The organism is Actinomadura litoris (genome assembly GCF_009733595.1).
Classification (GTDB): Bacteria; Actinomycetota; Actinomycetes; order Streptosporangiales; family Streptosporangiaceae; genus Spirillospora; species Spirillospora litoris.
In genome coordinates, this window is record NZ_WOFH01000001.1 from 679,763 (window position 1) to 705,834 (window position 26,072).

The 26,072-nt window shown below is 71.0% G+C and carries 21 protein-coding genes and 1 riboswitch; of the genes, 9 read left to right on the forward strand and 12 right to left on the reverse strand.

From position 1 onward, the window contains the following. Position 1: 1 nt before the first annotated feature. From GNZ18_RS03070 to disA, 4 genes are all read left to right on the forward strand, one after another. Positions 2-700 carry a class I SAM-dependent methyltransferase gene (locus GNZ18_RS03070; RefSeq protein WP_312874269.1) on the forward strand — a complete coding sequence of 233 codons (699 nt, stop codon included), beginning with the start codon at positions 2-4 and terminating at the stop codon, positions 698-700. A 122-nt stretch (positions 701-822) separates the two neighbouring features. Continuing rightward, entirely contained in the window at positions 823-1,887 is a 1,065-nt protein-coding gene (locus GNZ18_RS03075) for an alpha/beta fold hydrolase (RefSeq protein WP_156214503.1), read from the forward strand. A gap of 11 nt (positions 1,888-1,898) precedes the next feature. After that, complete coding sequence (gene radA / locus GNZ18_RS03080) at positions 1,899-3,371, forward strand: DNA repair protein RadA (protein WP_156214504.1); 1,473 nt, start codon at positions 1,899-1,901, stop codon at positions 3,369-3,371. Positions 3,372-3,484: 113 nt separating this feature from the next. Continuing rightward, positions 3,485-4,567, forward strand: a complete 1,083-nt coding sequence (disA, locus tag GNZ18_RS03085; RefSeq protein ID WP_242882195.1) for a DNA integrity scanning diadenylate cyclase DisA — start codon at positions 3,485-3,487, stop codon at positions 4,565-4,567. A 31-nt stretch (positions 4,568-4,598) separates the two neighbouring features. On the opposite strand, the gene GNZ18_RS03090 is transcribed toward disA, so the two are convergent. After that, positions 4,599-5,207: a hypothetical protein gene (locus GNZ18_RS03090; protein ID WP_156214505.1), complete on the reverse strand. Its 609-nt coding sequence runs from the start codon at positions 5,205-5,207 to the stop codon at positions 4,599-4,601. Positions 5,208-5,276: 69 nt separating this feature from the next. Between GNZ18_RS03090 and GNZ18_RS03095 the strand changes: the two genes are divergently transcribed. Further along, on the forward strand, positions 5,277-6,149 hold the full coding sequence (locus tag GNZ18_RS03095; protein WP_156214506.1) for an HhH-GPD family protein: 873 nt from the start codon (positions 5,277-5,279) through the stop codon (positions 6,147-6,149). A gap of 52 nt (positions 6,150-6,201) precedes the next feature. Here GNZ18_RS03095 and GNZ18_RS03100 read toward each other — a convergent pair whose 3' ends face one another. Continuing rightward, positions 6,202-7,617 (reverse strand): serine hydrolase, encoded by a 1,416-nt coding sequence (locus tag GNZ18_RS03100; RefSeq protein ID WP_216651139.1) that lies wholly within the window; start codon positions 7,615-7,617, stop codon positions 6,202-6,204. Between the two features lie 33 nt (positions 7,618-7,650). Continuing rightward, positions 7,651-8,805 carry an NADAR family protein gene (locus GNZ18_RS03105; RefSeq protein WP_156214507.1) on the reverse strand — a complete coding sequence of 385 codons (1,155 nt, stop codon included), beginning with the start codon at positions 8,803-8,805 and terminating at the stop codon, positions 7,651-7,653. Between the two features lie 108 nt (positions 8,806-8,913). On the opposite strand from GNZ18_RS03105, the gene add reads away from it, so the two are divergent. Continuing rightward, a complete protein-coding gene (add, locus tag GNZ18_RS03110) occupies positions 8,914-9,894 on the forward strand; it encodes an adenosine deaminase (RefSeq protein ID WP_312874270.1) in 981 nt (326 codons plus the stop codon). A gap of 138 nt (positions 9,895-10,032) precedes the next feature. On the opposite strand, the gene GNZ18_RS03115 is transcribed toward add, so the two are convergent. From GNZ18_RS03115 to GNZ18_RS03140, 6 genes are all read right to left on the reverse strand, one after another. Continuing rightward, the gene (locus tag GNZ18_RS03115) at positions 10,033-10,698 is read right to left on the reverse strand and encodes an ArsR family transcriptional regulator (RefSeq protein ID WP_156214508.1); all 666 of its coding nucleotides are present in this window, start codon (positions 10,696-10,698) and stop codon (positions 10,033-10,035) included. A 398-nt stretch (positions 10,699-11,096) separates the two neighbouring features. Continuing rightward, positions 11,097-13,610: an ATP-dependent Clp protease ATP-binding subunit gene (locus GNZ18_RS03120; protein ID WP_156214509.1), complete on the reverse strand. Its 2,514-nt coding sequence runs from the start codon at positions 13,608-13,610 to the stop codon at positions 11,097-11,099. Between the two features lie 910 nt (positions 13,611-14,520). Continuing rightward, positions 14,521-14,844, reverse strand: coding sequence for a histone-like nucleoid-structuring protein Lsr2 (locus GNZ18_RS03125; protein ID WP_156214510.1), 324 nt, complete (start codon positions 14,842-14,844; stop codon positions 14,521-14,523). A gap of 1,441 nt (positions 14,845-16,285) precedes the next feature. Next, positions 16,286-16,867 (reverse strand): RDD family protein, encoded by a 582-nt coding sequence (locus GNZ18_RS03130; RefSeq protein ID WP_156214511.1) that lies wholly within the window; start codon positions 16,865-16,867, stop codon positions 16,286-16,288. A gap of 7 nt (positions 16,868-16,874) precedes the next feature. Further along, on the reverse strand, positions 16,875-17,729 hold the full coding sequence (locus GNZ18_RS03135) for an RDD family protein (protein ID WP_156214512.1): 855 nt from the start codon (positions 17,727-17,729) through the stop codon (positions 16,875-16,877). 5 nt (positions 17,730-17,734) lie between these two features. Beyond that, positions 17,735-18,244, reverse strand: coding sequence for an amino-acid N-acetyltransferase (locus tag GNZ18_RS03140; RefSeq protein ID WP_374225421.1), 510 nt, complete (start codon positions 18,242-18,244; stop codon positions 17,735-17,737). A 268-nt stretch (positions 18,245-18,512) separates the two neighbouring features. Continuing rightward, a riboswitch (cyclic di-AMP (ydaO/yuaA leader) is annotated at positions 18,513-18,718 on the forward strand. A 3-nt stretch (positions 18,719-18,721) separates the two neighbouring features. Between GNZ18_RS03140 and GNZ18_RS03145 the strand changes: the two genes are divergently transcribed. Then, on the forward strand, positions 18,722-19,765 hold the full coding sequence (locus tag GNZ18_RS03145; RefSeq protein ID WP_242882205.1) for an NlpC/P60 family protein: 1,044 nt from the start codon (positions 18,722-18,724) through the stop codon (positions 19,763-19,765). Between the two features lie 408 nt (positions 19,766-20,173). Here GNZ18_RS03145 and GNZ18_RS03150 read toward each other — a convergent pair whose 3' ends face one another. After that, entirely contained in the window at positions 20,174-20,404 is a 231-nt protein-coding gene (locus GNZ18_RS03150; RefSeq protein WP_214616090.1) for a LuxR C-terminal-related transcriptional regulator, read from the reverse strand. Positions 20,405-20,964: 560 nt separating this feature from the next. Between GNZ18_RS03150 and GNZ18_RS03155 the strand changes: the two genes are divergently transcribed. Together GNZ18_RS03155 and GNZ18_RS03160 are read left to right on the forward strand one after the other, a co-directional pair. Next, complete coding sequence (locus tag GNZ18_RS03155; protein WP_156214515.1) at positions 20,965-21,987, forward strand: LacI family DNA-binding transcriptional regulator; 1,023 nt, start codon at positions 20,965-20,967, stop codon at positions 21,985-21,987. 138 nt (positions 21,988-22,125) lie between these two features. Next, positions 22,126-23,349 (forward strand): cytochrome P450, encoded by a 1,224-nt coding sequence (locus GNZ18_RS03160; protein WP_156214516.1) that lies wholly within the window; start codon positions 22,126-22,128, stop codon positions 23,347-23,349. A 159-nt stretch (positions 23,350-23,508) separates the two neighbouring features. Here GNZ18_RS03160 and lysX read toward each other — a convergent pair whose 3' ends face one another. Both lysX and GNZ18_RS03170 read right to left on the reverse strand, forming a co-directional pair. Beyond that, entirely contained in the window at positions 23,509-25,026 is a 1,518-nt protein-coding gene (gene lysX / locus GNZ18_RS03165; RefSeq protein WP_312874271.1) for a bifunctional lysylphosphatidylglycerol synthetase/lysine--tRNA ligase LysX, read from the reverse strand. Then, positions 25,023-25,991 (reverse strand): LysR family transcriptional regulator, encoded by a 969-nt coding sequence (locus tag GNZ18_RS03170; RefSeq protein WP_156214517.1) that lies wholly within the window; start codon positions 25,989-25,991, stop codon positions 25,023-25,025. The genes lysX and GNZ18_RS03170 overlap by 4 nt, the downstream gene beginning before the upstream one ends. Positions 25,992-26,072: the final 81 nt, after the last annotated feature.

The following is a 26,072-nucleotide window of genomic DNA, read 5'->3' on the forward strand; positions in this document are numbered from 1 at the left end:
CGTGGCCGAGATAGCTCCGGGGGCGGTGCCGAGCCCGAACATCTGGAACTCCCCGCGCGTGTACGAGGTCGAGAACCGCGCGGTCGACCCGGACGGGGTGCTGGAGGCGGCGATGCGGGCCGTCCGGCCGTGGCGGGGCTCGACGGTGCTGGACCTCGGCTGCGGAACCGGCTTCCACCTGCCCTTCTTCGCCCAGGAGGCGGGCCGGGTGATCGGGGTGGAGCCGCATGCGGGGCTCGCCGCGACGGCACGGCGGCGCGTGCGGGACCTGCCGAACGTGACCGTCCGCGTGGGCGCGGCCCAGGCGCTCCCGCTCCCCGACGCGTCGGTGGACGTCGTCCACGTCCGCTGGGCGTACTTCTTCGGGCCCGGATGCGAACCGGGCCTCGCGGAGCTGAACCGGGTCGTCCGGCGCGGCGGCGCGATCATGATCATCGACAACGACGCGACACGGTCGACGTTCGGCGGCTGGTTCCGGCGCGGGCTGCCGAAGTACGACCCCGGCGCGGTGGAGCGGTTCTGGACGCGGCGCGGCTACCACCGGGAACCCCTCATGATCCGCTGGTCGTTCCAGAACCGGAGCGACCTCGCGGACGTGCTGCGCATCGAGTTCCCGCGCGATCTCGCGGACGCGTTCCTGCGCGAACACGAGGGCCTCGACGTGGACTACGCGGTGAATCTGTGGTGGCGCCGCGCGTGAACACTGACTGGCCGGTCACCCCCGACCTCTACTAGACTTCTCGTACAACAACAGCCCTTCGCAGGCGGTGCCGCCGCGTCTCGGCCGGCGTCCGCGACCCCGAGGAACGGGAGGAACCGGCCATGGGCCGTGCCGCCAGGACGAGCCGCACCCTGCTGGCCGCCGGGATGATCGGAGCCGCGGGCGCGGGCGCCGGGATCGCCGCCCAGCGCCGCGCCATGCGCCGCTTCCACCTGCGCCCCGACCCCTTCGCGGGCGAGCCGTTCGGCTCCCTGCGCGGGCGTCCCGTCCCCGTCCGCGCGGACGACGGCACCCGCCTGTACGCCGAGATCGACGGCGACGACCGCGACGACCTCGCCGTCGTGTTCACCCACGGCTGGACCCTCACCCAGGACTCCTGGCACTTCCAGCGCGGGGCCCTGCGCGGCCACGGCCGCCTCGTCTTCTGGGACCACCGCGGCCACGGCCGCTCGTCCGGCGGCGCGCGCGACGGGTACACCGTCCACCGCCTCGCCCGCGACCTCGGCGCGGTCATCGAGGCCACCGTCCCCGCCGGGACGCCGGTCGTCCTCGTCGGCCACTCGATGGGCGGCATGACGATCATGCGCTACGCGGACGAGAACCCCGGCCTGATCGGCGACCGGATCGTCGCCGCCGCGCTGGTGTGCACCTCCTCCGGCGGGCTCGGCGAGGTCACGCTCGGCATGCCCGCCCTGCTCGCGCGCGTGTCGCAGCGCGTCCTGCCCGGTGCCCTGCGCGCGGCGGGCGCCGGGTCGGCGGTGATCGACCGGGTCCGCCACCTCGGCCGGGACGGCTCGGTCCTGCTCAAGGACCTGGTCGCCTTCGGCCCCGACGCGGGCCCCGCCGCCGTCGCGTTCGCCGACCAGATGATGACCGAGACCCGCACCGACGCCTACCTCGACTTCTTCCGCTCCATGATCACCACTCAGGTGATCAGCGACTGCGCGGCCCTCGGCGGCACCGACGCGCTCGTCGTCGGCGCCGAGCACGACCGGCTCACCCCGGTCGGGCACAGCCACCGGATCGCCGAGTGCATCCCGTCCGCCCGGTTGGAGATCATCAGGGACGCGGGCCACATGGCCATGCTGGAACGCCCCGACCTCGTCTCCGCCCACCTCGCGGACCTCGTCGCGCGGGCTCGCGCGAATGTCGGCGGCGGGCTCTAGGCTCCCGTCCCATGGCGAAGGCGAAGACGGCGGCCAAGGCGGCCTACCGCTGCTCCGACTGCGGCTGGCAGACGTCCAAGTGGGTCGGGCGCTGCGGCGAGTGCCAGACGTGGGGCACGGTCACCGAGGCGGCGTCGGCGACGCCCGCGCGGGTGGTGCACGCGGGGCCGGTGAGCGCGCCCGCGCGCCCGATCGGGCAGGTCGACGTGCGCTCCGCCAAGACCAAGCCCACCGGGCTGGACGAGCTCGACCGCGTGCTCGGCGGCGGCATCGTGCCCGGCGCCGTCCTGCTGCTGGCGGGCGAACCGGGCATCGGCAAGTCCACGCTGCTGCTGGAGGTCGCGGCGCTGGCCTCGACCGGCGCCTCCGGCCCCGGCTCCGATGCCGGTTCCAAATCCGATTCCCATCCCGATTCCAAGGAGACCTCGCACGTCCTGTACGTGACGGGCGAGGAGTCGGCCGAGCAGGTGCGGCTGCGCGCCGACCGGGTCGGCGCGATCACCGACCACCTCTACCTCGCGGCGGAGACGGAGCTGTCGGCCGTCCTCGGGCACGTCGAGGCCGTCCAGCCGACGCTGCTGGTCGTCGACTCCATCCAGACCATCGGGACGTCGGAGGTCGACGGCGCGCCCGGCGGCGTCACGCAGATCCGCGAGGTCGCCGCCAACCTCATCCGGGTCGCCAAGGAGCGCGGCATCACGGTCGTGCTCGTCGGCCACGTCACCAAGGACGGCGCGATCGCCGGGCCCCGCCTGCTGGAGCACCTGGTCGACGTCGTGCTCTACTTCGAGGGCGACCGGCACTCCAGGCTCCGCATGATCCGCGCCGTGAAGAACCGCTACGGCCCCACCGACGAGCTGGGCTGCTTCGACCTGTCGGAGGTCGGCATCGTCGGGCTGCCCGACCCGAGCGGGCTGTTCCTCACCCGCCGCGACGAACCCGTCCCCGGCACGTGCGTGACCGTCACGCTGGAGGGCCGCCGCCCGCTCGTCGCCGAGGTGCAGTCGCTCGTCGCCAAGTCGCACCTGCCCTCCCCGCGCCGCGCGACCTCGGGGCTCGACACCTCGCGCGTCGCGATGGTCCTCGCCGTCCTCGCGCAGCGCTGCAAGATCTCGATGCACGAGCAGGACGTGTACGTGTCCACCGTGGGCGGCGTCCGGCTGACCGAGACCTCCGTCGACCTCGCGCTCGCGCTCGCCGTCGCCGGGTCCACGGTCGAGCAGTCGCTGTCCACCACCCTGATCGCGCTCGGCGAGGTCGGGCTCGCGGGCGAGGCGCGGGTCGTCCCGGGCGTCCAGCGGCGGCTCGCCGAGGCCGCCCGCCTCGGGTTCAAGTACGCCGTCGTCCCGCGCGGCTCCCTCGAACTGGCCGACGGCTCCCCGCTCAAGCGCGCCGATCCGCAGCTCTCCAGCTACGAGGGGATGAAGGTGATGGAGGTCGACAGCATCCAGCAGGCGCTCCAGGTCGCCTTTACGGCGCCCTGAGCCGGGTAGCGCCAGAGTATTACTGCACGCAACCGGTGGTTGCGACCAGGGGAGGAACCAGGCGAGCGCCCTCCTCGGTAAACTGACGCCGTCCAGCGACCTCCGGGGGCCAGGTGCCAGCACACGACAAGGGTCATGACGAACGACGCCGCGCCACCCTCGCGGCGGTTGCCCCGGGCACCCAGATCCGGGACGGACTGGAACGGATCCTCCGGGGCCACACCGGTGGGCTGATCGTGCTCGGCTACGACAAGCCGGTCGAGGAGCTGTGCACGGGCGGCTTCGAACTCGACGTCGAGTTCTCCGCGACCCGGCTGCGCGAGCTGGCCAAGATGGACGGCGCGATCGTCCTCAACGGCAGCCACAGCCGGATCGTCCGCGCCGCCGTCCACCTCGTCCCGGACTCCACCATCCCCACCGAGGAGTCGGGCACCCGGCACCGCACCGCCGAGCGCGTCGCCCGCCAGACCGGCTACCCGGTCATCTCGGTCAGCCAGTCGATGCACATCATCGCGCTGTACCTCGACGGCATCCGCTACGTGCTGGAGGACTCCGCCGCGATCCTGTCCAAGGCCAACCAGGCCCTCGCGACGCTCGAACGCTACAAACTCCGGCTGGACGAGGTGTCGGGCACGCTCTCGGCACTGGAGATCGAGGACCTCGTCACCGTCCGCGACGTCAGCGCCGTCGTCCAGCGGCTGGAGATGGTGCGCCGCATCGCCGACGAGATCGAGGGCTACGTCGTCGAGCTCGGCACCGACGGGCGGCTGCTGTCCCTCCAGCTCGACGAGCTGGTCTCCGGCGTCGACGTCGACCGCGAGCTGATCGTCCGCGACTACCCCTCCGCCGACACCCGCGCCCGCGGGGTCAACGCGATCCTGTCCGCGCTGGACGTGCTGTCGGCCAACGAGCTGCTCGACCTGTCCACGGTCGCCGAGGTCATGGGCTTCGCCGGGCCCGACGCGCTCGACCTGCCCGTCAGCCCCAAGGGCTTCCGCCTGCTCGCCAAGGTCCCGCGCCTGCCGAGCATGGTCGTCGAACGCCTCGTCGAGCACTTCGGCGGCCTCCAGAAGCTCCTCGCCGCCAGCATCGACGACCTCCAGGCCGTCGGCGGCGTCGGCGAGTCCCGCGCCCGCAGCGTCCGCGAGGGCCTGTCCCGGCTGGCCGAGTCCTCCATCCTCGAACGCTACGTCTGACCCTCGGGCCCGGGGGTTCGCGGCCGGTCCGTCAACGGAGCTGGAAGACCTGCTTCCCGGCGCCCTTCAGCGCGACGACATAGGTGCCCGGACGGACGCGGGCGCCCCCGCAGCCGCGCCGCCGGTCCCAGCCGACGGTGTCGACGTAGGGGATGCCGCGCCGCAGCGTCCGGCGGGTGTTCTCCGCACGTCCCCCGCCGCCCCTCCGGCAGCGCGCCGACGACCAGATGCGGTCATCGCCCGACGCGACGCGCACGTCGAGTGATCCCGCGTCCCACGTGCACTCGCCCTCGCCCGCGTTGACGACCGAGACGCGGAAGCGCGGCGCGTCCCGTCCGGTGTAGGTGTCGCGGGACGCCGCCAGGCTGACGACCAGGTTCTTCGCCGCGCAGCGGCCGCCCTCCGCGACGGGCTCGGCGGAGCGGATGACGGTCCGCGTCACGGTGACGGTCGGCATCGCGGTCGGCGGCGGATCGCTCCGCGCGGCGTTCGCGCGCCGCCGGGGCTCGTCCTCCCCGTCCGCGCACGCCCACGCGAGGACGCCGACGGCGCCGAGACCCATCGCGAGGGCCACCACCCGGCGCCGCCAGTACCGGTCGAGCCCAGAACCACCGGAACCACGTCCGGTATCCACCCCCATACGGTCAGTATGCATTCGCCGAACCGGTGCGAGGACGCGACCCGCCGCGTGCCACAATGGCGATCCGCCATGAACTCCATCTACCTCGACCCGATCCTCGGCTGGTACGAGGCGAACGCCCGTGACCTGCCGTGGCGCGCCGACGACGCCACCCCGTGGGGCGTGCTGGTCAGCGAGATCATGCTCCAGCAGACCCCGGTCGCGCGCGTCCTGCCCGTCTGGCAGACCTGGATGCGGCGCTGGCCCGCACCGGCCGACCTGGCCGCCGAACCGTCCGGCGAGGCGGTCCGCGCGTGGGGGCGGCTCGGCTACCCGCGCCGCGCGCTGCGGCTGCACGGAAGCGCCCGCGCGATCACCGAACGGCACGGCGGCGCGGTGCCCTCCGCCCACGAGGAGCTGCTGGCGCTGCCCGGCATCGGCTCCTACACGGCCGCCGCCGTGGCCAGCTTCGCCTTCCGGCAGCGCCACGCGGTGCTGGACACCAACGTCCGCCGCGTCCTCGCCCGGCTGCTCGGCGGCGTCGAGTACCCGCCGAAGTCGCAGACCAGGGCCGAGGTGCGGCTCGCCGAGTCGCTGCTGCCGCTCGACCCGCCGACCGCCGCGCGCTGGGCCGTCGCGGTCATGGAACTCGGCGCGCTGGTCTGCACCGCGCGGACGCCCCGCTGCGCCGACTGCCCGGTCATCGCGTCCTGCGCCTGGCAGCGCGCGGGCAGGCCCGCCTACGACGGCCCGCCGCGCCGCGGCCAGACCTACGCGGGCACCGACCGGCAGTGCCGGGGGCGGCTGCTCGCCGTCCTGCGCGACGCCGAGGGGCCGGTCGAGAAACCCGCGCTGGACGTCGTCTGGTCCGACGCCGTCCAACGCGAACGCGCACTCGACGCCCTGGTCGCCGACGGCCTGGTCGACCCCCTCCAGGACGGCCGGTACGCGTTGCCCGTGTAAAAGGCGACACCCGCCGGGCGGGTGGCCTGGCGGGCGTCTCACCTTGTGCTGCTCAGTGGCGGTGCTTCTCGTAGGCGTCGATCAGACGGCCGAGCTTCGAGAACTTCTCGGTGTAGGAGTAGGGGTAGGTCCCGGGCGGGGTGGCCGGGCGTCCGGCGTCCACGTACTGCGTGCCCAGGTTGGAGAACACGACGACCACGTAGGAGCGGCCGCCCTTGCCGGGCAGCGCCCGGACGATGCCCGCGTCGGCGGCGGTGTTGTTCACCCAGCCGGTCTTGTGCGCGAACGCGACCTCGGCCTTCGCGTTGCACGGACGGACGTCCTGGCCGAACTTGTTGCCGTCGACGGTCACCGTCCCGTCCTCGCCGATCCAGCGGGACGGCACGGCGTTCGGGATGCCGGGCGCCGGGTAGTCGCCGCCGCACCGGTTCGCCGACGACAGCATGTCGTTGAAGCCCTGCTGCCCCAGCTCGGACAGGAAGAACTTCCGCGACTCGGTACTGAGGACCGCCCTGGTCACGGGCTTGCCGTCGGGCGCCGTCCACACCCGCCCGGGGGCGCCGTTGATGAGCGTGAGCAGCTTGGCCGTGTCGAGCGAGCTCATCGTGACCGAGTTGGACCAGCGCCCGCCGTTGGCCGGGTTCGTGCCCTTGAGCTGGAGGGTCTCCAGACCGAGGTCCTGGAACGTCTGGTTCAGCGGGTCGATGGCCTGGTTGTCGTGCAGCATCTTGATCAGCGCGCACGACGCGGCGTTGGAGGAGTAGGTCAGCGAGGCGTCCATGTACTGCCGGATCGTCTTCTTGCTGGCCCCTCCGCACAGCGAGCTGATCGGCGAGGGCTCGTAGGAGTAGGTGTCGTCCAGCTTGACCTTGCCCTGGTCGACCAGCCGCAGCACGCCGAAGTTGACCATCAGCTTCAGCACGGACGCCGGGTAGTCGAGCATGTGGTCGATGGGCGCGTTCTCCCGGCCCGGGACCACGTCGATCGTGCCCTGGCCCTTGTTCTTGTACCAGCCGGCGTCGTCCCACTGCCGCCAGCGGACGCTCTTGGTGGACAGGTTCCGGTCGACCGGGACCACGACGCCGTCCTTGTAGAGCGGGCTCATCAGCACCGTGCCGGACGAGACGGGACGCCCGCGCCGGTCCAGCTCGATGACGGTCGCGTCCATCTGCGGCTGCTGCGCGATCGGCTGCGGCGCGGCGACGGAGGCGACGCGCCTGTCGGCGTTGAGCTCCTTGTCCACCGGGTTCCGCGCGGACCGCGCCTGCGCCGTGCTGGGCGGCGCCGTGTCCAGGACCTCCTGGAACCTCAGCCCCTCGATGGCCTGGCGGAGGTGCTGGCCGACCTTGCCCGTCCGCTTCGCGTCCACACCCTTCGCCGTCTCAGCCGACGCCTGTCCGGTGGTACCGGCCACCAGCGCCGCCGCGGTGACGACTCCGACGGCCCCGTACATCCATGTGCGCCTCAATGGACCTCCCCGATCCGGTGGGCAAATTCAAGATCATCGTAGGGAGGTGCCGGACGGCCGCGCATCGGAACCCGGTATTTCGATGCCGGCCGCCTGTGCCTGAAGCTCGGATCGGACGAGTTCCAGCAGCCGTCCCGACCAGTTGCGCCCCCGATCGCCCCGGGTCGCCCAATGGTCGGAATCCATGCCGCCGTAGCCGATCGGGGCGTCGCCCGTCCCGAGCAGGATCGCGGCGAGCCTTGGATGCTGGGCGAACTTCGCGCGTTGCAGGCCCGCCATGACGGCCGTCCGCGCGTCCGGCCAACCTTCCACCCGCGCCGACTCGGCCGCCAGTTTCCGCGCCTCGGACGGAGTCTCGGCCTCCCGGATGCGCTCCCGCGCCCCGCGATCGGCCGTGGACAGCGCCCAATACGCGTGCGACACGGACGGATAGACGACTCCCCCGACCTCGATCGGTGCGGGGAACTCGTCTTGCAGCACATCGAGGCCGGCTTTCTCAGGAGGGCCTTTGGGGAACACCCGGCCACCCAGGTGGACCGTCCCCGCGACCGGCTTCTCCGGATCATCGGCAGGCCGTTTGTTCGCGTACTCCGTGCGGGCCTGGTCACGCTCGGCGAAATACCGCAGCGCCTCGTCCCGCATGGATTCGGTGATGGCCTCCACCTGGAACCAGCCGCCTATCGGCGGTTCTCCGATATCGGTGGCCAGGGCGACCAGCGGTCCGTCCTTCCGGTCCATGTCACCGAGCGCGTAGTGGCGCTTGTGTTCCGGAATCGCGAGATACGCCTCACGCAACGCGCGCCGATCATCCTCGTCCCGCGTTGCCAGATAGCGGTCGAGCCTGGTCAGGCACCGGTCGGTCGAGTCCGGACGGTCGTTGAGCCGCTCGATGTCGTCGGCGACCTCGCCCAGCAGCATCTCGGCCGTGAGCCCGAAACTCGCCTCGGCCGTTTTCCACCGGCCCAACTCGAACGCGCTGACCTCGGCGCCCTCCGGCACCTCGGTCACGACCCAGCCGCTGTCGAGTTTGCGTCGCAGGCCGTCCAGGTCCACCCATTCCCAGCAGTGGATCGCGCCGTCCGCGTATATCTGAAGGCCCGTCAGGTGATACGAGAAGTTGTGAATGAAGACCGGGCGCGTCACGCCCTCGATGCGCCGCCCGTCCGCGACGCGGTAGATCCGATCCATGCCCCCGCCAACTCATAGGTGTCGCCGAAGCATGCCGGGCGCCCCGAGCCAGGTCAACGGACATAAACCGATGGCCCGCGATCACGCGGGCCGAATACGGTACGTGGCGTGCGTGATCTGCTCAGCCTCCCCAAGGTCCACCTGCATGTGCACCTGGAAAGCACCATCCGCCAGGAGACCCTCCGCGAGATAGGAGCGGCGAACGGCATCCGGGTACCGGCCGGCTCCGGCGCCCTCGGCGGTTTCGCCGCGTTCTTCGCGCAGAACAACCTGGTCCGCGAATGCCTCCGCCGCCCGCAGGACTTCCACCGGATCGCCTATGAGTTCTGCCGGGACGAAGCGGCCCAGGGCACCCGCTACGCCGAGGCGTCGTTCACCGCCGCCGCCCACGGCGAACGCCTCGGCGACCTCGACATGCCCCTGACCGCCGTCCGCGAGGGCCTGGCCGCCGGACGCGAGGCGTTCGGCATCGACGTCCGCCTCATCCTCGACCACTCCCGCCGCCGCTCCCTGGACCGCGCCTGGCACACCCTGGCCCTTGCCGAACGCCACGACGACGTGGTGGCCATCGGCCTGGCGGGAGACGAGTCCTACCGGGGCGACCCGTTCACGGCCGTCTTCGCCGCCGCCCACGACGCGGGCCTGCACGTCGTCCACCACGCGGGCGAGGCCGAGGGCCCGGCCAGCATCCGCCAGGCCCTGGACGCGGGCCGCACCGAACGCCTGGGCCACGGCATCCGCGTCCTGGACGACCCGGACCTGGTCGCGGAGGTCCGTGAACGCCGCATCCCCCTGGAGGTGTGCCCGTCCTCCAACGTGGCCCTGGGCTTCTCGCCCTCCCTGGCCGACCACCCCCTCCCTCACCTCCTCGACGCGGGCCTCCTCGTCACGATCAACACCGACATTCCAGCCCTGATCGACACCCCGCTGACCACCGAGTACACCCACGCCCGCGAAACCTTCGGCTACGACGACGCCACCTTGGCCGCCCTGGCCCACAACGCCACCGAAGCCTCCTTCGCCCCACCACCCACAAAGACAACCATCCACAAAGCAATCAAAACCTGGCTAACCCCAACCCCCCAATAACCCCCCGCCCCAGCCCCATCCCCCGGCCCTCCGGCCCCGGCTCCACGCCCCAGACCTCCGGGCTCCCGCCTCGGGCTCCGGGCTCAGGGCCGTGGGCAGGGCTCCCCGGGGGCCTGGGTGAGGGGCCCTGGGTGGGGTTCAGTGGGAGTGGGGGGTCGTTACCTGGATCAAGGGGGAGGCTCGGATTTCGCGGAGGAAGGGGTCGTTGTCGTCCTGCCACTGCGCGAGTGTGCGGACCACGGGGTGCACGGGCAGGCCGAGCCGGGCGGACGCCTGCTGGGCCGCGTCGAATGCCGCCTCCGGGCCGAGGTCGCCGATCACCAGCACCTCCACGTCACCCGGCGGGTCGCCATGGATTCCCTCGTAGCGCTTGGCCCAGGGGCCGAACAGGTGGAGCTCCCGGACGGCGGGCAGCCGCCCGAACACGTCCGCCACGACGGTCGCCGGGCCGAAGGTCAGCATGATCAGCTGGGCGAGCGGCTCGTACAGCGGGCTGCTCGTGTCGCGGACCACCACGCGGCCCGCGAGGGTGCGCCGCAGGGCCACGACGCCCGCGTCCGCGAGCGACTCGACTTCGCGCATCACGGATCCGAGGTCGCTGCGGAGCATCACCGCGAGATCGAGCATGGTGATCTCGTGCTCGGGCCCGAGCAGGACGCGGGCGAGCAGTTCGCCCTGGAATCGGGAGCGGAAGATCGGCGGTTGGGGCGGGGCGGGCGACCGGGCGTTCCGCGGGAACGCGTCCGGGACACGTCCCTTCCGTCGCCGGAATTCCGCCGCCGAACCAACCGGATTCGATCGCATGTTCGAATATTAGGACTCCCCTCTGACATTCCTCCGCGTCATATGGGGCCTTCTGGGTCGAGTTCGCTGGGTTCTTGCTTCGAGGTCGCCACCACCTCCGGGCTGGTCGGGCGGCCTAGTGAATCGGGGGCTGCCGACGCGCCCCAGAGGGAAGGGCGCTGCCGGCTGTGGGGCGTTGAGGCGGGGTGTCTGGCGGGGCTCAGGAGCGTTCAGGGGTGTGTTCTCCTCTCTTGACGGCTTGCACGCCCCGGGCAGGGGGTTGAGGCGCTCTGGAATCGTCTGACGTCCAGGATCGCGGACGGGCGGCGGGGCGGGAAGGCGAACGTGGTTCTGGGGATAACACGGCGAAGGGCCCGCGCCGCGGGAAGCGGAGCGGGCCCTTCGTGGTCCGGGGGCGGTCAGTCCTTGTTGAAGTTGACCGCGCCCTCGATCGGGGGCGGGCTGTCGGGGACCGTGGACGGCTTCGGAACACCCTTGAAGGTGAACTTGGCCTCCTCGCCGGTGCCCTCGACGCCGACGATGACGATCTGCCCGGCCTTGAGATCGTTGTAGAGGATCTTCTCGGACAGGTTGTCCTCGATCTCGCGCTGGATCGTGCGACGCAGCGGACGGGCGCCGAGCACGGGGTCGTAGCCCCGCTCCGCCAGCAGGTCCTTGGCCTCCTGGCGCAGCTCGATGCCCATGTCGCGGTCGCGGAGCCGCTCGTCCACCCGGGCGATCATCAGGTCGACGATCTGGATGATCTCCTTCGGCGTCAGCTGGTGGAAGACCACCGTGTCGTCGACGCGGTTGAGGAACTCGGGACGGAAGTGCTGCTTGAGCTCCTCGCCGACCTTGGCCTTCATCCGCTCGTAGGAGCCCTGCTCGTCGTTCGCGCGGGCGAAGCCCATCGAGACGCCCTTGGAGATGTCCTTGGACCCCAGGTTCGTCGTCATGATGATGACGGTGTTCTTGAAGTCCACGACGCGGCCCTGGGCGTCGGTGAGGCGGCCGTCCTCCAGGATCTGCAGGAGCGAGTTGAAGATGTCCTGGTGGGCCTTCTCGATCTCGTCGAACAGGACGACCGAGAACGGCTTGCGGCGGACCTTCTCGGTGAGCTGGCCGCCCTCCTCGTAGCCGACGTAGCCGGGCGGGGAGCCGAACAGCCGCGAGACCGTGTGCTTCTCCATGAACTCGGACATGTCGAGCTGGATCAGCGCGTCCTCGTCGCCGAACAGGAACTCCGCGAGCGTCTTGGACAGCTCGGTCTTACCGACGCCGGACGGGCCGGCGAAGATGAACGAGCCGCCGGGGCGCTTGGGGTCCTTCAGGCCGGCGCGGGTGCGGCGGATGGACTGGGAGAGCGCCTTGATGGCGTCCTCCTGGCCGATGACCCGCTTGTGGAGCTCGTCCTCCATGCGCAGCAGGCGGGTCTGCTCCTCCTCGGTCAGCTTGAAGACCGGAATGCCGGTGGCGGTGGCGAGGACCTCGGCGATCAGCTCGTCGGTGACCTCGGCGACGACGTCCATGTCGCCGGCCTTCCACTCCTTCTCCCGCTGGGCCTTCTGGCCGAGGAGCTGCTTCTCGGAGTCGCGGAGCGCGGCGGCCTTCTCGAAGTCCTGCGCGTCGATCGCGCTCTCCTTCTCGCGCCGGACGTCGGCGATCTTCTCGTCGTACTCGCGCAGGTCCGGCGGCGCGGTCATGCGGCGGATGCGCATCCGGGAGCCGGCCTCGTCGATGAGGTCGATCGCCTTGTCGGGCAGGAACCGGTCGCTGATGTAGCGGTCGGCGAGCTGGGCGGCCGCGACCAGCGCGCTGTCGGTGATCGACACGCGGTGGTGCGCCTCGTAGCGGTCCCGCAGGCCCTTGAGGATCTCGATCGTGTGCGACAGCGACGGCTCGGCGACCTGGATCGGCTGGAAGCGGCGCTCCAGCGCGGCGTCCTTCTCCAGGTGCTTGCGGTACTCGTCCAGCGTGGTGGCGCCGATGGTCTGCAGCTCGCCGCGCGCCAGCATGGGCTTGAGGATGGACGCGGCGTCGATGGCGCCCTCGGCGGCGCCCGCGCCGACGAGCGTGTGCAGCTCGTCGATGAACAGGATGATGTCGCCGCGGGTACGGATCTCTTTGAGGACCTTCTTCAGGCGCTCCTCGAAGTCACCGCGGTACCGGGAGCCGGCGACCAGCGCGCCGAGGTCGAGGGTGTAGAGCTGCTTGTCCTTGAGCGTCTCGGGGACCTCGCCCTTGACGATCTTCTGCGCGAGGCCCTCGACGACGGCGGTCTTGCCGACGCCGGGCTCGCCCACCAGGACGGGGTTGTTCTTGGTGCGGCGGGACAGCACCTGCATGACCCGCTCGATCTCCTTGTCCCGGCCGATGACCGGGTCGAGCTTGCCCTCCCGCGCGGCCTGCGTCAGGTTGCGGCCGAACTGGTCGAGCACAAGGGAGGTGGAGGGCGCGGACTCCGAAGGACCGCCGGAGGCGGCCGGCTCCTTGCCCTGGTAGCCGTGCAGCAACTGGATGACCTGCTGGCGCACCCGGTTGAGGTCGGCGCCGAGCTTCACAAGGACCTGGGCGGCGACGCCCTCGCCCTCACGGATCAATCCCAGCAGGATGTGCTCGGTGCCGATGTAGTTGTGGCCGAGCTGCAGCGCCTCGCGCAGGGACAGCTCAAGGACCTTCTTGGCGCGCGGAGTGAACGGGATGTGGCCCGACGGCGCCTGCTGGCCCTGACCGATGATCTCCTCGACCTGCTGGCGCACCGCCTCAAGGCTGATCCCCAGGCTCTCCAATGCCTTGGCAGCGACACCCTCGCCCTCGTGGATCAGACCAAGGAGGATGTGCTCGGTGCCGATGTAGTTGTGGTTGAGCATCCTGGCCTCTTCCTGAGCCAGGACGACAACCCGCCGCGCGCGGTCGGTGAACCTCTCGAACATCTCGTCGCTCCTCACAGAGCGGTTGGGCAGAGTCCGGAACGTCCGGAACTGTCCTTCCGCATGCTAGCCCGCCCCGAGGAGGCCGCCCGGTGCACTCCCACCAGGAGACGTTCCCCAGCTAAGCGCTGTTCAGTCTCATCCAACTACCGTATCGGTGCGTCATGTTCCCGCTACGCCCCAAGCGAACGAGGGGTTTCCGCAGGTCGGCCACGGCACGTCCGAGGGTCGCCGAATGGGGCGTCGCGCCCCGCGCGCCCCGGTCTACCTCACCCCCGGTCGCGACAAACCCGCCGGACGCTACGCCACAAGCGAACGGCCCGCCGCGCCCCGGCGGTCGCTTCCGCCCCATCGCGCCGACAAATCGGTGCGTTTGTATGAGTAACGCCCCGGCCCGGCCACAGCATCCCCGCGCGCGAGCGGCGATCACCGAAGAACGCCGGGCGGCCGCGCGGTTCCGGCGAACAGCGCACGAACAAACAACACCGCCCTGCTTGGACGGCGCACAGCGGACGCACCTCTTGGGAGGCGGCGCGGCGCTCATGACAAACAACGCACCCGCGCGAGTCCTCGGATCCGCCCGACGATCAACGGCACGCGGCGCCGCCTGAGCGGGCCCGGACAAACGGCATGCCCTGCCTCCCGGGAACAGATCACCGGCGGCCCGCCCGCAAGGACCGGCGGCGGGCGGGCGCAAGAAGCCGCGCACAAGTAGCGGCGCCATGTGGGCGGCCCGCGACAAACACCGGGCCCTCGCGAGAAGCGGCTTCGTCCGACGACCGATGACCGATGACGGGTCGGCCCTGCCCCATGACGGCGGCCTCATGACAAGGCCCTCATGACAAGGCACCTCCGCGCCACAAGCTAACGGCCCGTCCCACGAAGGGAGACGGGCCGTTGGCGGACGAGCGGATCAGTTGGCCGCCTCGTACTGTTCGATCACCGTGGCCGGGATCCTGCCGCGCTCATTGACCTTGATGCCATTGTTCTTGGCCCAGGCGCGGATCTCGGCGCTGCGCTCTCGGCTGGACGCGCCGCGCTGGCGGCGCCGGCGGGTACCCGTGCCCGCCTTACGCGACTTCTCCACGAACGGGTGCAGGGAATCCCGCAGCTTCTTCGCGTTGGAGCCACTCAAGTCGATCTCGTAGGAGGCGCCGTCGATCGAGAACGCTACGGTCTCGTCCGCCTCGCCACCGTCGAGGTCGTCGACGAGAAGCACCTGAACCTTCTGTGCCATGGGGACAGACCTTTCGGCTGGAGCAAACTTGCATTCGGTTGACAAAGATATACCGAGAACTCCGCCGATGACAATTCAACACCCGTGATGAAGCCGTCCACCCGGAGTGACATCGCGTAAGCGTTGACCGTCGAATCCGCCATGACCACCCGGGACGGCGGGCACGGCGGCTCCGCGCCGCGGCAATTGTCCGGGTGGACGTGCCCGCGGCGGGGATTTCGGCGTGACCGGCGTCACCGTCCACCCGTCCTGACCTGGGCCGCCGATCGCGGATTGGACAGGGTTTCGGGGCGTCCAGGCTTTCCAGGCCCGCGCCGTCCGACGAAAAAGAGCCCGCTGGGACCTTAACAGGCCGGGGGCCTCCGCCCCGCCCGAACCTTTAGACCGGCGTAACGGACTTACCGCACCGCAGGGGAATGGGCGGCGCGCCCGAGGCCTTGCCCGGCGGGAGGGGTTCCGCGCCGCTCACCGGCGGATGTCGCTGGATAACGGCGAGTGCGCCGCCGACGAAATCTTCTTGCCATGTCTCCGTGACGGGAAGTCACGATCCGCTATCCCCGCGCGACGTCGGGCGGACAGTCGATCCCGATTTCAGCGGATTAGCGGCACAATCCCACCTCCTGCCCTGCTTCATCAACCCCGTCTCGGAACCTGGACCAGACCAGACCAGTCCACCCCGCGCGGGCTCCCGCCGCGCGGGCCGAAAGGCCCGTTCCAACCGAGACGTCGTCCCATCCACCGTTAGTCCTTCGCCCTATGAAGCCTGGCCGTCACCGGCGCGCGAAGCACCCCACAAAGCGGAGGGGGCGTCCGGGACAGGACACATCCGCCCCGATTCGGGGCCGTAACCGGAACGAGTGTCACATTCCCCCCGAGTGCACCGATTCCCGCCCACCTGGCGGCCGCCTTAGAGCCCACCCCAGGCCCGCTTGTGGACCGGGGGTGAACGTTCGCGGCGGCGAACCGAAAGCCACGCCTGGACGCTCCCTAACGTCCACCTGCCGACGCGCTAGTGGATCTGTGAACGGACCTCGTCCGACCCAAGCGCCGTAGGCCCTGCGCTGCTATCACGAGCTCCTAACCGCGGTCCTAAAGTGAACGCGCCCTCCTACTGCGCTCGGTATACAGAACGCGCATACGGTTCTATCGGGAGCACCACGTTGAACTGACCACCGGAACGGTCCTTTGAGACCTGGCGGACACCCCTGCCACCGGCCGCCGCCGAGCGTCGTCCCCAGAAACACGGCTGCCGGCGATGGCGCCCGCAAAGCCGCCGGCGCGGGCCGAGGAGGCTCCAGAGAACGGATGGAGGCTTCCGGGCACCTCGCCTGACACCCGGAGCCTTACGGACGCCTACACGGCCGTCAGCAACGACCTGACAGCCCGCGGCGCGATGACGGGAACCGCCCGGCCGAAAGGGCGCCCGCGCCCAGAAGGCCGCCTACTCGGGCGGCGACGAGCGGGGGCGTTTGCGGACCTGGGTGTTCAGGAGCCGGTCGTGGCCCGCCTGGCGGCCGGCGCCCTCATAGAGCAGCCCCGCGTTCACGACCCAGAAAACCCCGGCGAGCAGGCCCAGCACGGGGACGGGCCGGACGGCGACGGGCAGCGCGTAGACCGCCGCGCGGGCGATCGACCGCAGGATCCCCAGCCGGGCGCGCCGGGGCCCGGTCGCGGTGACGACCTCGATACCGGCGAAGCGCTTGCCCAGCGTCCGGCCCCAGACGGCCAGCTGGACCGCGTCGTAGACGAGCAGGCAGCCCGCGACGGCCGGCGGCGCCACGACGTCCACCCGGCTCCCGGACACCAGCTCGCGGACGACCACGATCACGGGCAGGCCGACGATGAGCGTGTCGACGATGCGGGCCAGCAGCCGCTGCCCCGGCTCGGCGAGCCCGTCCGGCCCGGCGGCGGCCTCGGCCACGGCCTCGCCGGAAGGCTCGGCGTCGGGCTCGGGGTCGGCGTCGGGGCGGGCGGGTTCGGCGGGGTCGGTGAGCGGCTCGTCCGGGTGCTGCGATGCCGTCATCGAGAAACTACTCCGCGTAGTCGTAGTCGTCCACTCGCTCGTCGATGACGATCGTCCCCGCGAAACGGTCGTGCAGGGCCTGGTGCAGGGGCTGGTCCCAGATCGCCCACAGGTGCGCCATCAGCGCGCCCGCCCAGACGAGCAACATGCCGTAGGCAGCGTAGTTCCAGACCATCACCGCGAGCACGAGAAAGAAGAACACGCCCAACTGGTAGGCGACATGGGTGATGGCGGCGCGCCACACCGCCTGGGTGGTCGTGATGGCGTTTCCAGCGGGACGCACCTGGACGACGCCCAGCCCGAGCACGCGCTTGCCCAGCGTCCTCCCCCACACGGACAACTGGACGGCCTCATAGATGAACGGCAGAACCGACAGAACGCAGAACAGGGTGAAGATGATGGGCCAGTTCCAGATGCCGCCGTCGTCCTCCGCCTTGCTGCCGGGCTTGCCCAGGCCGAACGCGCCCACCGTGATCGGGAGGACGAGCGCGAAACCGAAGACCGCGACGAGCGCGTTGTCGAGGACGCGCGCTCCGGCGCGCCGGTGGATGGGCGCGAGGGGCAGATCGGCGGCGCTCCCGTCATAGGCGCCGCCCCCCGGGTACTGGTCGTAGGCCGACTCATAGGACGGCTCATAAGACCGCGGCTGCTCATAGGACGGCGCCTCATGGGACGGCTGCCATTGTTGCTGCGGCGGCGGTGACTGCGGCCGCTGAGGCTGCTGCTGGGGCTGCCGCCCGGGCGGGGGCTGCTGAGGCTGCTGCTGCCACTGCGGCGGGCCCTGGTAGGGGGGCGGGGGGCCGTACGAGCCCTGCCCCTGCTGCGGGTGGTAAGGCCGCCCGCGGTCGGGGTTCTCACTCATTGCGGTCAGTCCTCCAGGCGAAGCAGCATCCGGGTGTTGCCCAACGTATTGGGCTTCACCCGGTCGAGGTCGAGGAACTCTGCCACGCCCTCGTCGTAAGAGCGGAGAAGTTCCTCATACACCTCCGGCGCCACCGGGGTCCCGAGTATCTGCTCGAAGCCGTGGCGGACGAAGAACTCCACTTCAAAGGTAAGGCAGAACACCCTCCGCACGCCGAGTTCCCGGGCCGTTTCCAGGAGCCGGTCGACGATCCGGTGCCCGATGCCCCGGCCGGTCAGCCCCTTGTCCACCGCGACGGAGCGGACTTCGGCCAGGTCCTCCCACATCACGTGCAGCGCGCCGCAGCCGAGGACGCGCCCGTCGGCGTCCTGCGCGACCCAGAACTCCTGTACGTCCTCGTACAGCTTCACCGTGGACTTCTTGAGCAGGCGTCGCCCCGTTCCCGCGTACAGGCCGACCAGTCTGCGGATCTCCTGAACATCGGCGGTGCGGGCACGCCTGATCTCGACTTCCACAAACAGGCGAGATTATCGAACACCGGACAGCGGGTCGGACACCGGGCTCCCGCGTCCGCGCCGATGGGGCGGTGAGCCGCCCGCCCGCCGGGCCTTCATAACTAGCCAACAAGAACTAGTCCGCCTACGGAAAGTGAGCCAAAGCGCACTATCCGCACCGCGATCCGGTGCGGAACTGTCATGGCGACCAGCGAATTCGCATGTTCTGGTTGGCATCCAATGCCGGGTCCGTTAGTGTCCTGCGCTGACGTCGGCCAACCGCATGGCGGAGGCCGAACCGCCGAGTCCCCGGGTCGCAACCAGTGTCCCGAGGAGCCGGGGACCCCACTCCCGGCCGCCCGGGACAGCGTCCAGGGAAGCGGCCGGCAGGGGTGAATCCGTATTCGCGCGCGGACCGATCCGCGCGTGCCTGCGGACGGGCTGCTCCGGCCCGAACCCGTCAGCTAACTCGGTAGGCGGACGAGGAGAGGAGAATCGGTGGAGCCGTCCCGGCCCGCACCCGTTTCACGCTCTGCACGCCCACGGAAGGCAAGCCCGGCGAATGGGCACCCGGCCCGTTTCCGGGGACGCGCGATCGCCGTCGCCGGCGCGCTCGCCGTCGTCTCCGTCGCCCCCCATGCCCTGGCCCCGCACACCGTCGCGGCCGCCCACGCCGACCCGAAGCCCACGACCAAGGAGCTCAGGGCCCAGGCGCTCAAACTCGCCGACCAGCTTGAGCAGATGACCGAGCAGTACAACGGGCTCAAGGTCAAGCTCCAGCAGGCGCAGCGGGCCGCGAAGGTCGCCACCGACAACGCCAAGCGCCAGGAAGAGTCGCTCAAGGGAATCCGCGACAAGGTCGGCGCGCTGGCCGCCACCAGCTACATGCAGGGCGGCTCGGACCCCACGGTGTCCTTCGTCGCCTCCCAGGACCCGCAGGCCGTCCTCGACCAGGCCGCCACGCTCAACTACTTCGCCACCCAGGACAGCACGAGGGTCCTGGGGCTCATGCAGGCCATGCAGGGCGCCCAGCGCGCCCGCAAGTCGGCCGAGGCGCGCGCCCAGCAGGTGGCGCAGCTGCGGAGCCAGCTCGACTCCCAGCGCAAGAAGGTCTCGCAGAGCTATGAGAAGATCCGCGGCAAGCTGGTCAAGGAGGACCCCACCCAGCTCACCAAGCTCCCCACCGTCGGCACGGGCAAGGCCGCGCAGGCGCTGCGGATCGCGATGACCAAGATGGGGCGTCCGTACGTGTGGGGCGCCTCCGGGCCGACCACGTTCGACTGCTCCGGTCTGACGATGTGGGCCTACAAGCAGGTCGGCATCAACCTGCCGCACTACACCGGCAGCCAGTGGAACGCGGGCACGCACGTCTCCGAGAGCGAGCTGCAACCGGGCGACCTGGTGTTCTTCTACTCCGACCTGCACCACGTCGGGATGTACATCGGGGGCGGCAAGATGCTGCACGCCCCGCACACCGGCGACGTCGTGAAGATCGCCCCGATGGGGGGTCGTCCCTTCGCGGGCGGGGTCCGGGTCGCCTGAGCCGAACCCAGCCCAGTCCGGCCCAGTCGACAGCCGGGAGCCCGCCGACCCGCAAGCCGAGGTGACATGGCATCCGCCGGGACGGACCGGGGATGGCACTCGCCCCTCGACCGGAGGTGGCGCGCGATGTTCCGCGGACGGCGGTGGCGGGCGCGGTCAGGGCCCGTGCCGCCGCGGCGGTGACAGGACGAACGGTCTTGCGACGAGCGTTCTTGCGACGAGCGGTGGTGCGACGAGCGGTGGTGCGATGCGACGAACAACGTCCGCGGCGACGCCTGCTGCAGGGACCTACCTGTCAGGCCGTCGGCGCCGCCGCTGCGGGGTCGGACGGAGTTCGCGAAAGTTGGCCGCCTGTTCTCTCCTTGGTGACGCCCGCCGTCCCCTGACGGGCGTCGTCTGTGCACTCCGCTAGATGAGCTGCCTCCGGGCCGCCCACACAACGGCCTCGATAGGGGTGTTGACCTCCAGCCGGTCGCAGATGGTCCGCAGCCGCCGGCGTAGGGTCCGTGCGCTCAGTTCCAGCTTGCGTGCCGCCACATCGGCGGTGACACCGCTGGCGATCTGGGCGAGCAGCCGAATCTCCTCATCGCTCAGCCGCAGATCGTCGATGCCACGTCGCAGCAGTGTGGCCTGTTCCACTCCGTCCTCCCTCGTCCGTGGTTGATGACCGCGGGGATGCAGCCGTCCGCTGCACAGGCACGGGTTGGCCTCGATCTGTACGCGTTGGGTTGCCGGGTCCGGAGCCTTCCGGACTTAGATCATCGGGTTCCTTTGCTGTCTCGCGCGCTTGGCCGGAGGTGGCCGATGGGCCGATTGCTGGGTCGAGCGGGGGAACTCCGGGTGACGATTCACTCGTTGGCCTACCGGACGACGACACGCTCCCAGGTCCGGGCCGGCCCACGACGGCGTGGGGAGGCCCCTTCGGAACGGGGTATGTCTCGCCGGGGACGGGTCACGATCGCCAGCCATCGAAACCGTCCCTTCCGGTTGGACTCACGAAATCTCCGCGCGGACGAAGATCGTGAATCGTTTCAAGCTACGCTCGTGCCGGAACGCTAGGCGGCCGGATCCGGCCCGTCAAGCGCTGGTTAAATGCAATCTGTGCTCGTATGGTTGCCTTGCGTGACCGACTGTCCGGGGGCTAGATATGGAAAACTCCACTACCTGCGAAAACAGATCCGGGGCGGACGAGGAGCGAGTTGCCACAGACCAGTATTCGTGAGGTCGCGAGGCGAGCCGGGGTCTCAGTTGGGACCGTTTCGAATGTCCTAAACCGGCCAGACCTCGTGGCCGAAGCTACCCGTGACCGCGTCCGAGCGGCGATCGAGGAGCTCGGATTCGTCCGGAACGAGTCCGCCAGACGGCTCCGCCAACGCCCCGACCGCACCGCCGGAGAGTTCGGCGACGAGCGCCGGCGGGCCTTCGGCGTCGTCGTCGAGGACCTCACCAACCCCTACGCGACCGATGTCGTCCGCGGCGCCGAGCAAGCGCTCAACGCCTCGGGCCACGACGCCCTCTGGCTGTCGAGCGACCACTCCTCGGCCAAGGAGCGGCGCTCGCTCGAACTGCTGGAGGACCAGCGCGCCGCGGGAGTGATGATCATCCCGGTGGGGCTGGAGTCCGGCGACATCGCCCGGCTGCGCGCGGCGGGCCTCAGCGTCGTGCTGATCGACCGCGACGGGCCCGACGCGTGCTCGGCCCAGGTCGACCATGTCGCGGGCGGCGAGATCGCCGCCGCGCACCTGCTCGGCATCGGCTGCGAGCGGGTGGCGTTCGTGACCGGTGCGCCCGAGCCGCGCCCCTGTGTGGAGCGCCGGGACGGCGCCGCCCGGACCCTCGTCGAGGCGGGTTTCGGTAAGCCCAAGACCCTTGTTCAGGACGCGTTGAGCCCGGCCGAGGGACAGGTCGCCGCGCAGCGGATCATGGAGATGTCGCCGCCGCCGGACGGCGTGTTCTGCGCGAACGACCTGCTGGCCATCGGCGTGATCAACGAGCTGACCCGGCTCGGCGTCAGCGTCCCGGAGGACATCGCGGTCATCGGCTACGACGACATCGAGTTGGCCGCGAGCGCCGCGGTGCCGCTGACGACCGTGCGGCAGCCGAGGCGCGAGCTGGGCGAGGAGGCCGCCGAACTCGCGATGGCCGAGATCAGGGAGGGTAAGGCCCACCAGCACCGGCAGGTGGTGCTCACCCCCGAACTGGTCGTGCGCGAGTCGGCCTGACCTTGTTCGGGCGCTGTTGCGCGCCCGATTCGTGGGCCAATAACCGAATTGGCCAAATGGGTTGGCTCGGATGGACCAGGTTGTCCACAGGGCGTTGTCTCTGTTGACAGGATTTCGCCGATCGTGGTGACTTGGGCCATGGAGGAAGCGACGGAGCAGGCGGTCGAGGCCGCGGCGATCCTGGGGTTCGACCCGTCCGATCCGGCCTTCCGCGCCGACCCGTACCCGCACTACAGGGCGCTGGCGGCCGGCGGACGGCTCCAGCGGACCGACATCGGCCTGTGGGTCGCCACGTCCTACGAGCTGTGCGACCGGGTCCTCCGCGATCCGCGGTTCGGGCACCAGCCGAAGAACGGCGGCCTGTGGCGCGACATCGCCGAACGGCACCGCTCCTTCCTCACCCTCGACCCGCCCGACCACACGCGGCTGCGCGGGCTCGTGAGCAAGGCGTTCACCCCGCGCCTCGTCGAGCGGCTGCGGCCGCGGATCGAGGCGCTCGTCGACGAGCTGCTGGACGCCGCGTCCGGCGAGACCGACCTGGTCTCCGCGCTCGCCTACCCGCTGCCGGTCATCGTGATCAGCGAGATGCTCGGCGTCCCGGCGTGCGACCGCGCGCTGTTCAAGGGCTGGTCGACCTGCCTGGCCCGCGGCCTCGACCCCGACTTCCTGCTGCCGGGCGAGGAGATCAGGCGCCGCGACGACGCGCGCGAGGAGTTCGGGGCCTACTTCCGCGAGCTGGCGGCGTGCCGCCGCGCGCGCCCGCGCGACGACCTGCTCAGCGCGCTCGTGCGCGTGTCGGACGGCGGCGACGTCCTGTCGGAGGACGAGCTGGTCGCCACCTGCGTGCTGCTGCTCGTCGCGGGCCACGAGACGACCGTCAACCTCATCGGCAACGGCGCGCTGGCGCTGCTGCGCTCCCCCGAGCAGCTCGCCGCGTTCCGGGCGCGGCCGTGCGACGCCCCGGCGGCCGTGGAGGAGGTCCTGCGCTACGACCCCCCTGTCCAGCTCACGATGCGCGCCGCCCTCGACGACGTCGAGCTGGAGGGCTCGCTCATCGAACGCGGACGGCTCGTCCTCCTGCTGACCGGCGCCGCCAACCGCGACCCGGCCGCCTTCCGCGACCCGGACCGCCTCGACCTGCGCCGCTACGCCGCCCCCCGCGCGCGGGGCCGCGAGGCCCCGCACCACCTCACGTTCGGCCACGGGATCCACTTCTGCCTGGGCGCGCCCCTGGCCCGCCTTGAGGGCCAGATCGCGCTCCGCAAACTCTTCGAGCGCGACGTGGCCCTCACCGGCGCGCCCCTCGCCTACCGCGAGAACCTCGTCCTGCGCGGCCTACGCGCCCTTCCCGTGACCCTCTGACGCCCGCCCGGCAAAGGGCCCGCCGTCGAGCGCCACGGCGCGGACAGGCGCCCCTCAGAGCCCCTCCGCCCTACGCGGCGAAAGGGCGACGGGGAACGCGCCGGCGCCGCTCAGCCCGAGGGGGCCGCCGGTGCCGCGGCACCGGCCGAGCGGTCGCGATCACTCGGGCTTGACCAGGGGGAACAGGATCGTCTCGCGGATGCCCTTGCCGGTGAAGGCCATGATCATGCGGTCGATGCCGACGCCGACGCCGCCGGTGGGGGGCATGGCGTACTCCAGCGCGCGCAGGAAGTCCTCGTCGAGCTGCATGGCCTCGACGTCGCCGCCCGCCGCGAGCAGGGACTGCTCGGTGAGGCGGCGGCGCTGCTCGACGGGGTCGGTCAGCTCGGAGTAGCCGGTGCCGAGTTCGGTGCCGAAGCCGATGAGGTCCCACTTCTCGGTGAGCAGCGGCTCCGCGCGGTGCTGGCGGGCCAGCGGGGACGTCTCGACCGGGTAGTCCATGACGAAGGTGGGCTGCACGAGCGTGTGCTCGACCAGCTCCTCGAACAGCTCCTCGACGAGCTTGCCCTGCCCCCACTTCGGGTCCCACGCGATGCCGCGCGCGTCGGCGAGCCCCCGGACGGTGTCGATCGGCGTGTGCGGCGTGACCTCTTCGCCGACCGCGTCCGACACCAGGGAGTACAGGGTGACGCGGGGCCACGCGGCACCGCCGAGGTCGATCTCGACACCGTCGCGAACGACCACGGTCGTGCCGAGCGCGGCGACGACCGCCCGCTGGTACATCCGCTGGGTCAGGTCGGCCATGTCGTTGTAGTCGAGGTAGGTGCCGTAGGCCTCCAGCATCGTGAACTCCGGGTTGTGCGTGGAGTCCGCGCCCTCGTTCCGGAAGTTCCGGTTGATCTCGAAGACCTTGTCGATGCCGCCGACGACGAGCCGCTTGAGGTACAGCTCGATCGCGATGCGCAGGTAGAGGTCCATGCCGTAGGCGTTGATGTGCGTCTGGAACGGGCGCGCCGCCGCCCCGCCGTGGATCGGCTGGAGCATCGGCGTCTCGACTTCGAGGTAGCCCTCGTCCTGCCAGAAGTCGCGCGCGGCGCGGACGGTGGCGCTGCGGACCCGCGCCATCCTGCGGGCCTCGTCGTTGACGATCAGGTCGACATAGCGCTGCCGCACCCGGGCCTCGGGGTCGGTGAGGCCGGCGTGCTTGTCCGGAAGCGGTCGCAGGCACTTGGAGGTGATCGCGAAGGACTCGGCCATGACCGACAGCTCGCCGCGGCGGGAGGTGATGACCTCGCCCTCGACGCCGATGTGGTCGCCGAGGTCGACCTCGCGCTTCCAGAAGTCGAGCCGCTCCTGACCGACGTTGGCCAGCGACAGCATGACCTGGATGTCGCCGCCGCCGTCCCGGATGGTGGCGAAGCACAGCTTCCCGGTGTTGCGGACGAGCATGACGCGACCGGTGACGCCGACCTTCTCGCCCGTCTCGGTGCCCGGCTCCAGGTCCGGGTGTTTCTCGCGGATCTCGGCGATGGTCGCCGTGCGCGGGAAGGTCACCGGGTACGGGTCGGTCCCGCTCTCGCGGAGGCGGTCGAGCTTCTCGCGGCGGACGCGCATCTGCTCGGGCAGCTCGGCGCCGGCGTCCCCGCTCGGAGCGGTGTCGTTGGTCTCGTCACTCACGGCTCAAGGCTATCCAGCCCGCTCGGTGCGCCGCGAACCACTTCCCGGACGGCCCCCGGCCCGCGCGCCAGCACGGGGCCGAGGTCGCGGGCGAGGGCGGCGGCCAGCGTCCGGAAGGCGCGGACCTCGGCGGACGGGTCGTCCCGCCGGCTGGTGAGGACGCTGTTGTCCCACGGCGCGTCCACGATCGGGAGGTACCGGACACCGGGCCAGGAGTAGAAGCGGGCGAACGAGGCGAGCCCGGACCCGGTGCCGCGCCCGGCGGCGACGCTGGCGAGGGCCTCGTGCGGGTTGCGGGCCTGGTCGGGGCCGCGGCGGGGCCCGGCGCCGCCGCGCGCGGAGTTGAAGTACAGGTAGTCCCGGAACGCGCGCGGGGTCGTGGGCGGCAGGGTGAGGAACGGCAGGTCGAGGATGTCGGAGAGGCGCGCGGAATCCGCGTCGCCGAGGGGGCTGGACGCGGGGACGATGACGATCCGCGGCTCGGTCGTCAGCACGTCGACCGCCACCCGGTCGTCGTCCACCGCGGGGCGGACGAACGCCACGTCCACCTTGCGCTGGAGGAGCGCCGACACGTGCTCGGTGAAGTCCAGCGGCTCGATGTGGAGCCGTGTCAGCGGCCTGGCCTGCCGGAACGCGCGGATGATCGCCGGTGTCAGCTCGGCGGACCCGTGCCCCATCACGCCGACCCGCAGCACCGGCTCGGCGTCGCCCGAGCCGAGGTCGGCGACGGACCCGGCGGCGGCGGCGACGGCGGCGAGCGCGGCCCTGGCGTGCGGGACGAACCGCTCCCCGGCCTCGGTCAGCCGCAGCGGGGAACGCTCCAGCAGCGGCACGCCCAGCTCGCGTTCGAGCCGCGCGACATGCCCGGTCACGGCGGGCGGCGACAGGAACAGCCGCTCGGCGGCCCGCGCGAACCGTCCCTCCTCGACCACCGCGAGGAACGACGCCAGCTCCCGCAACTCCATACCGTCCACGGTAGCCACCGGCCGATCCGGCGATCCGGCCCGGGTTCACGAAATGTAAAGAGATGCGGAGTTCAGGGGTTT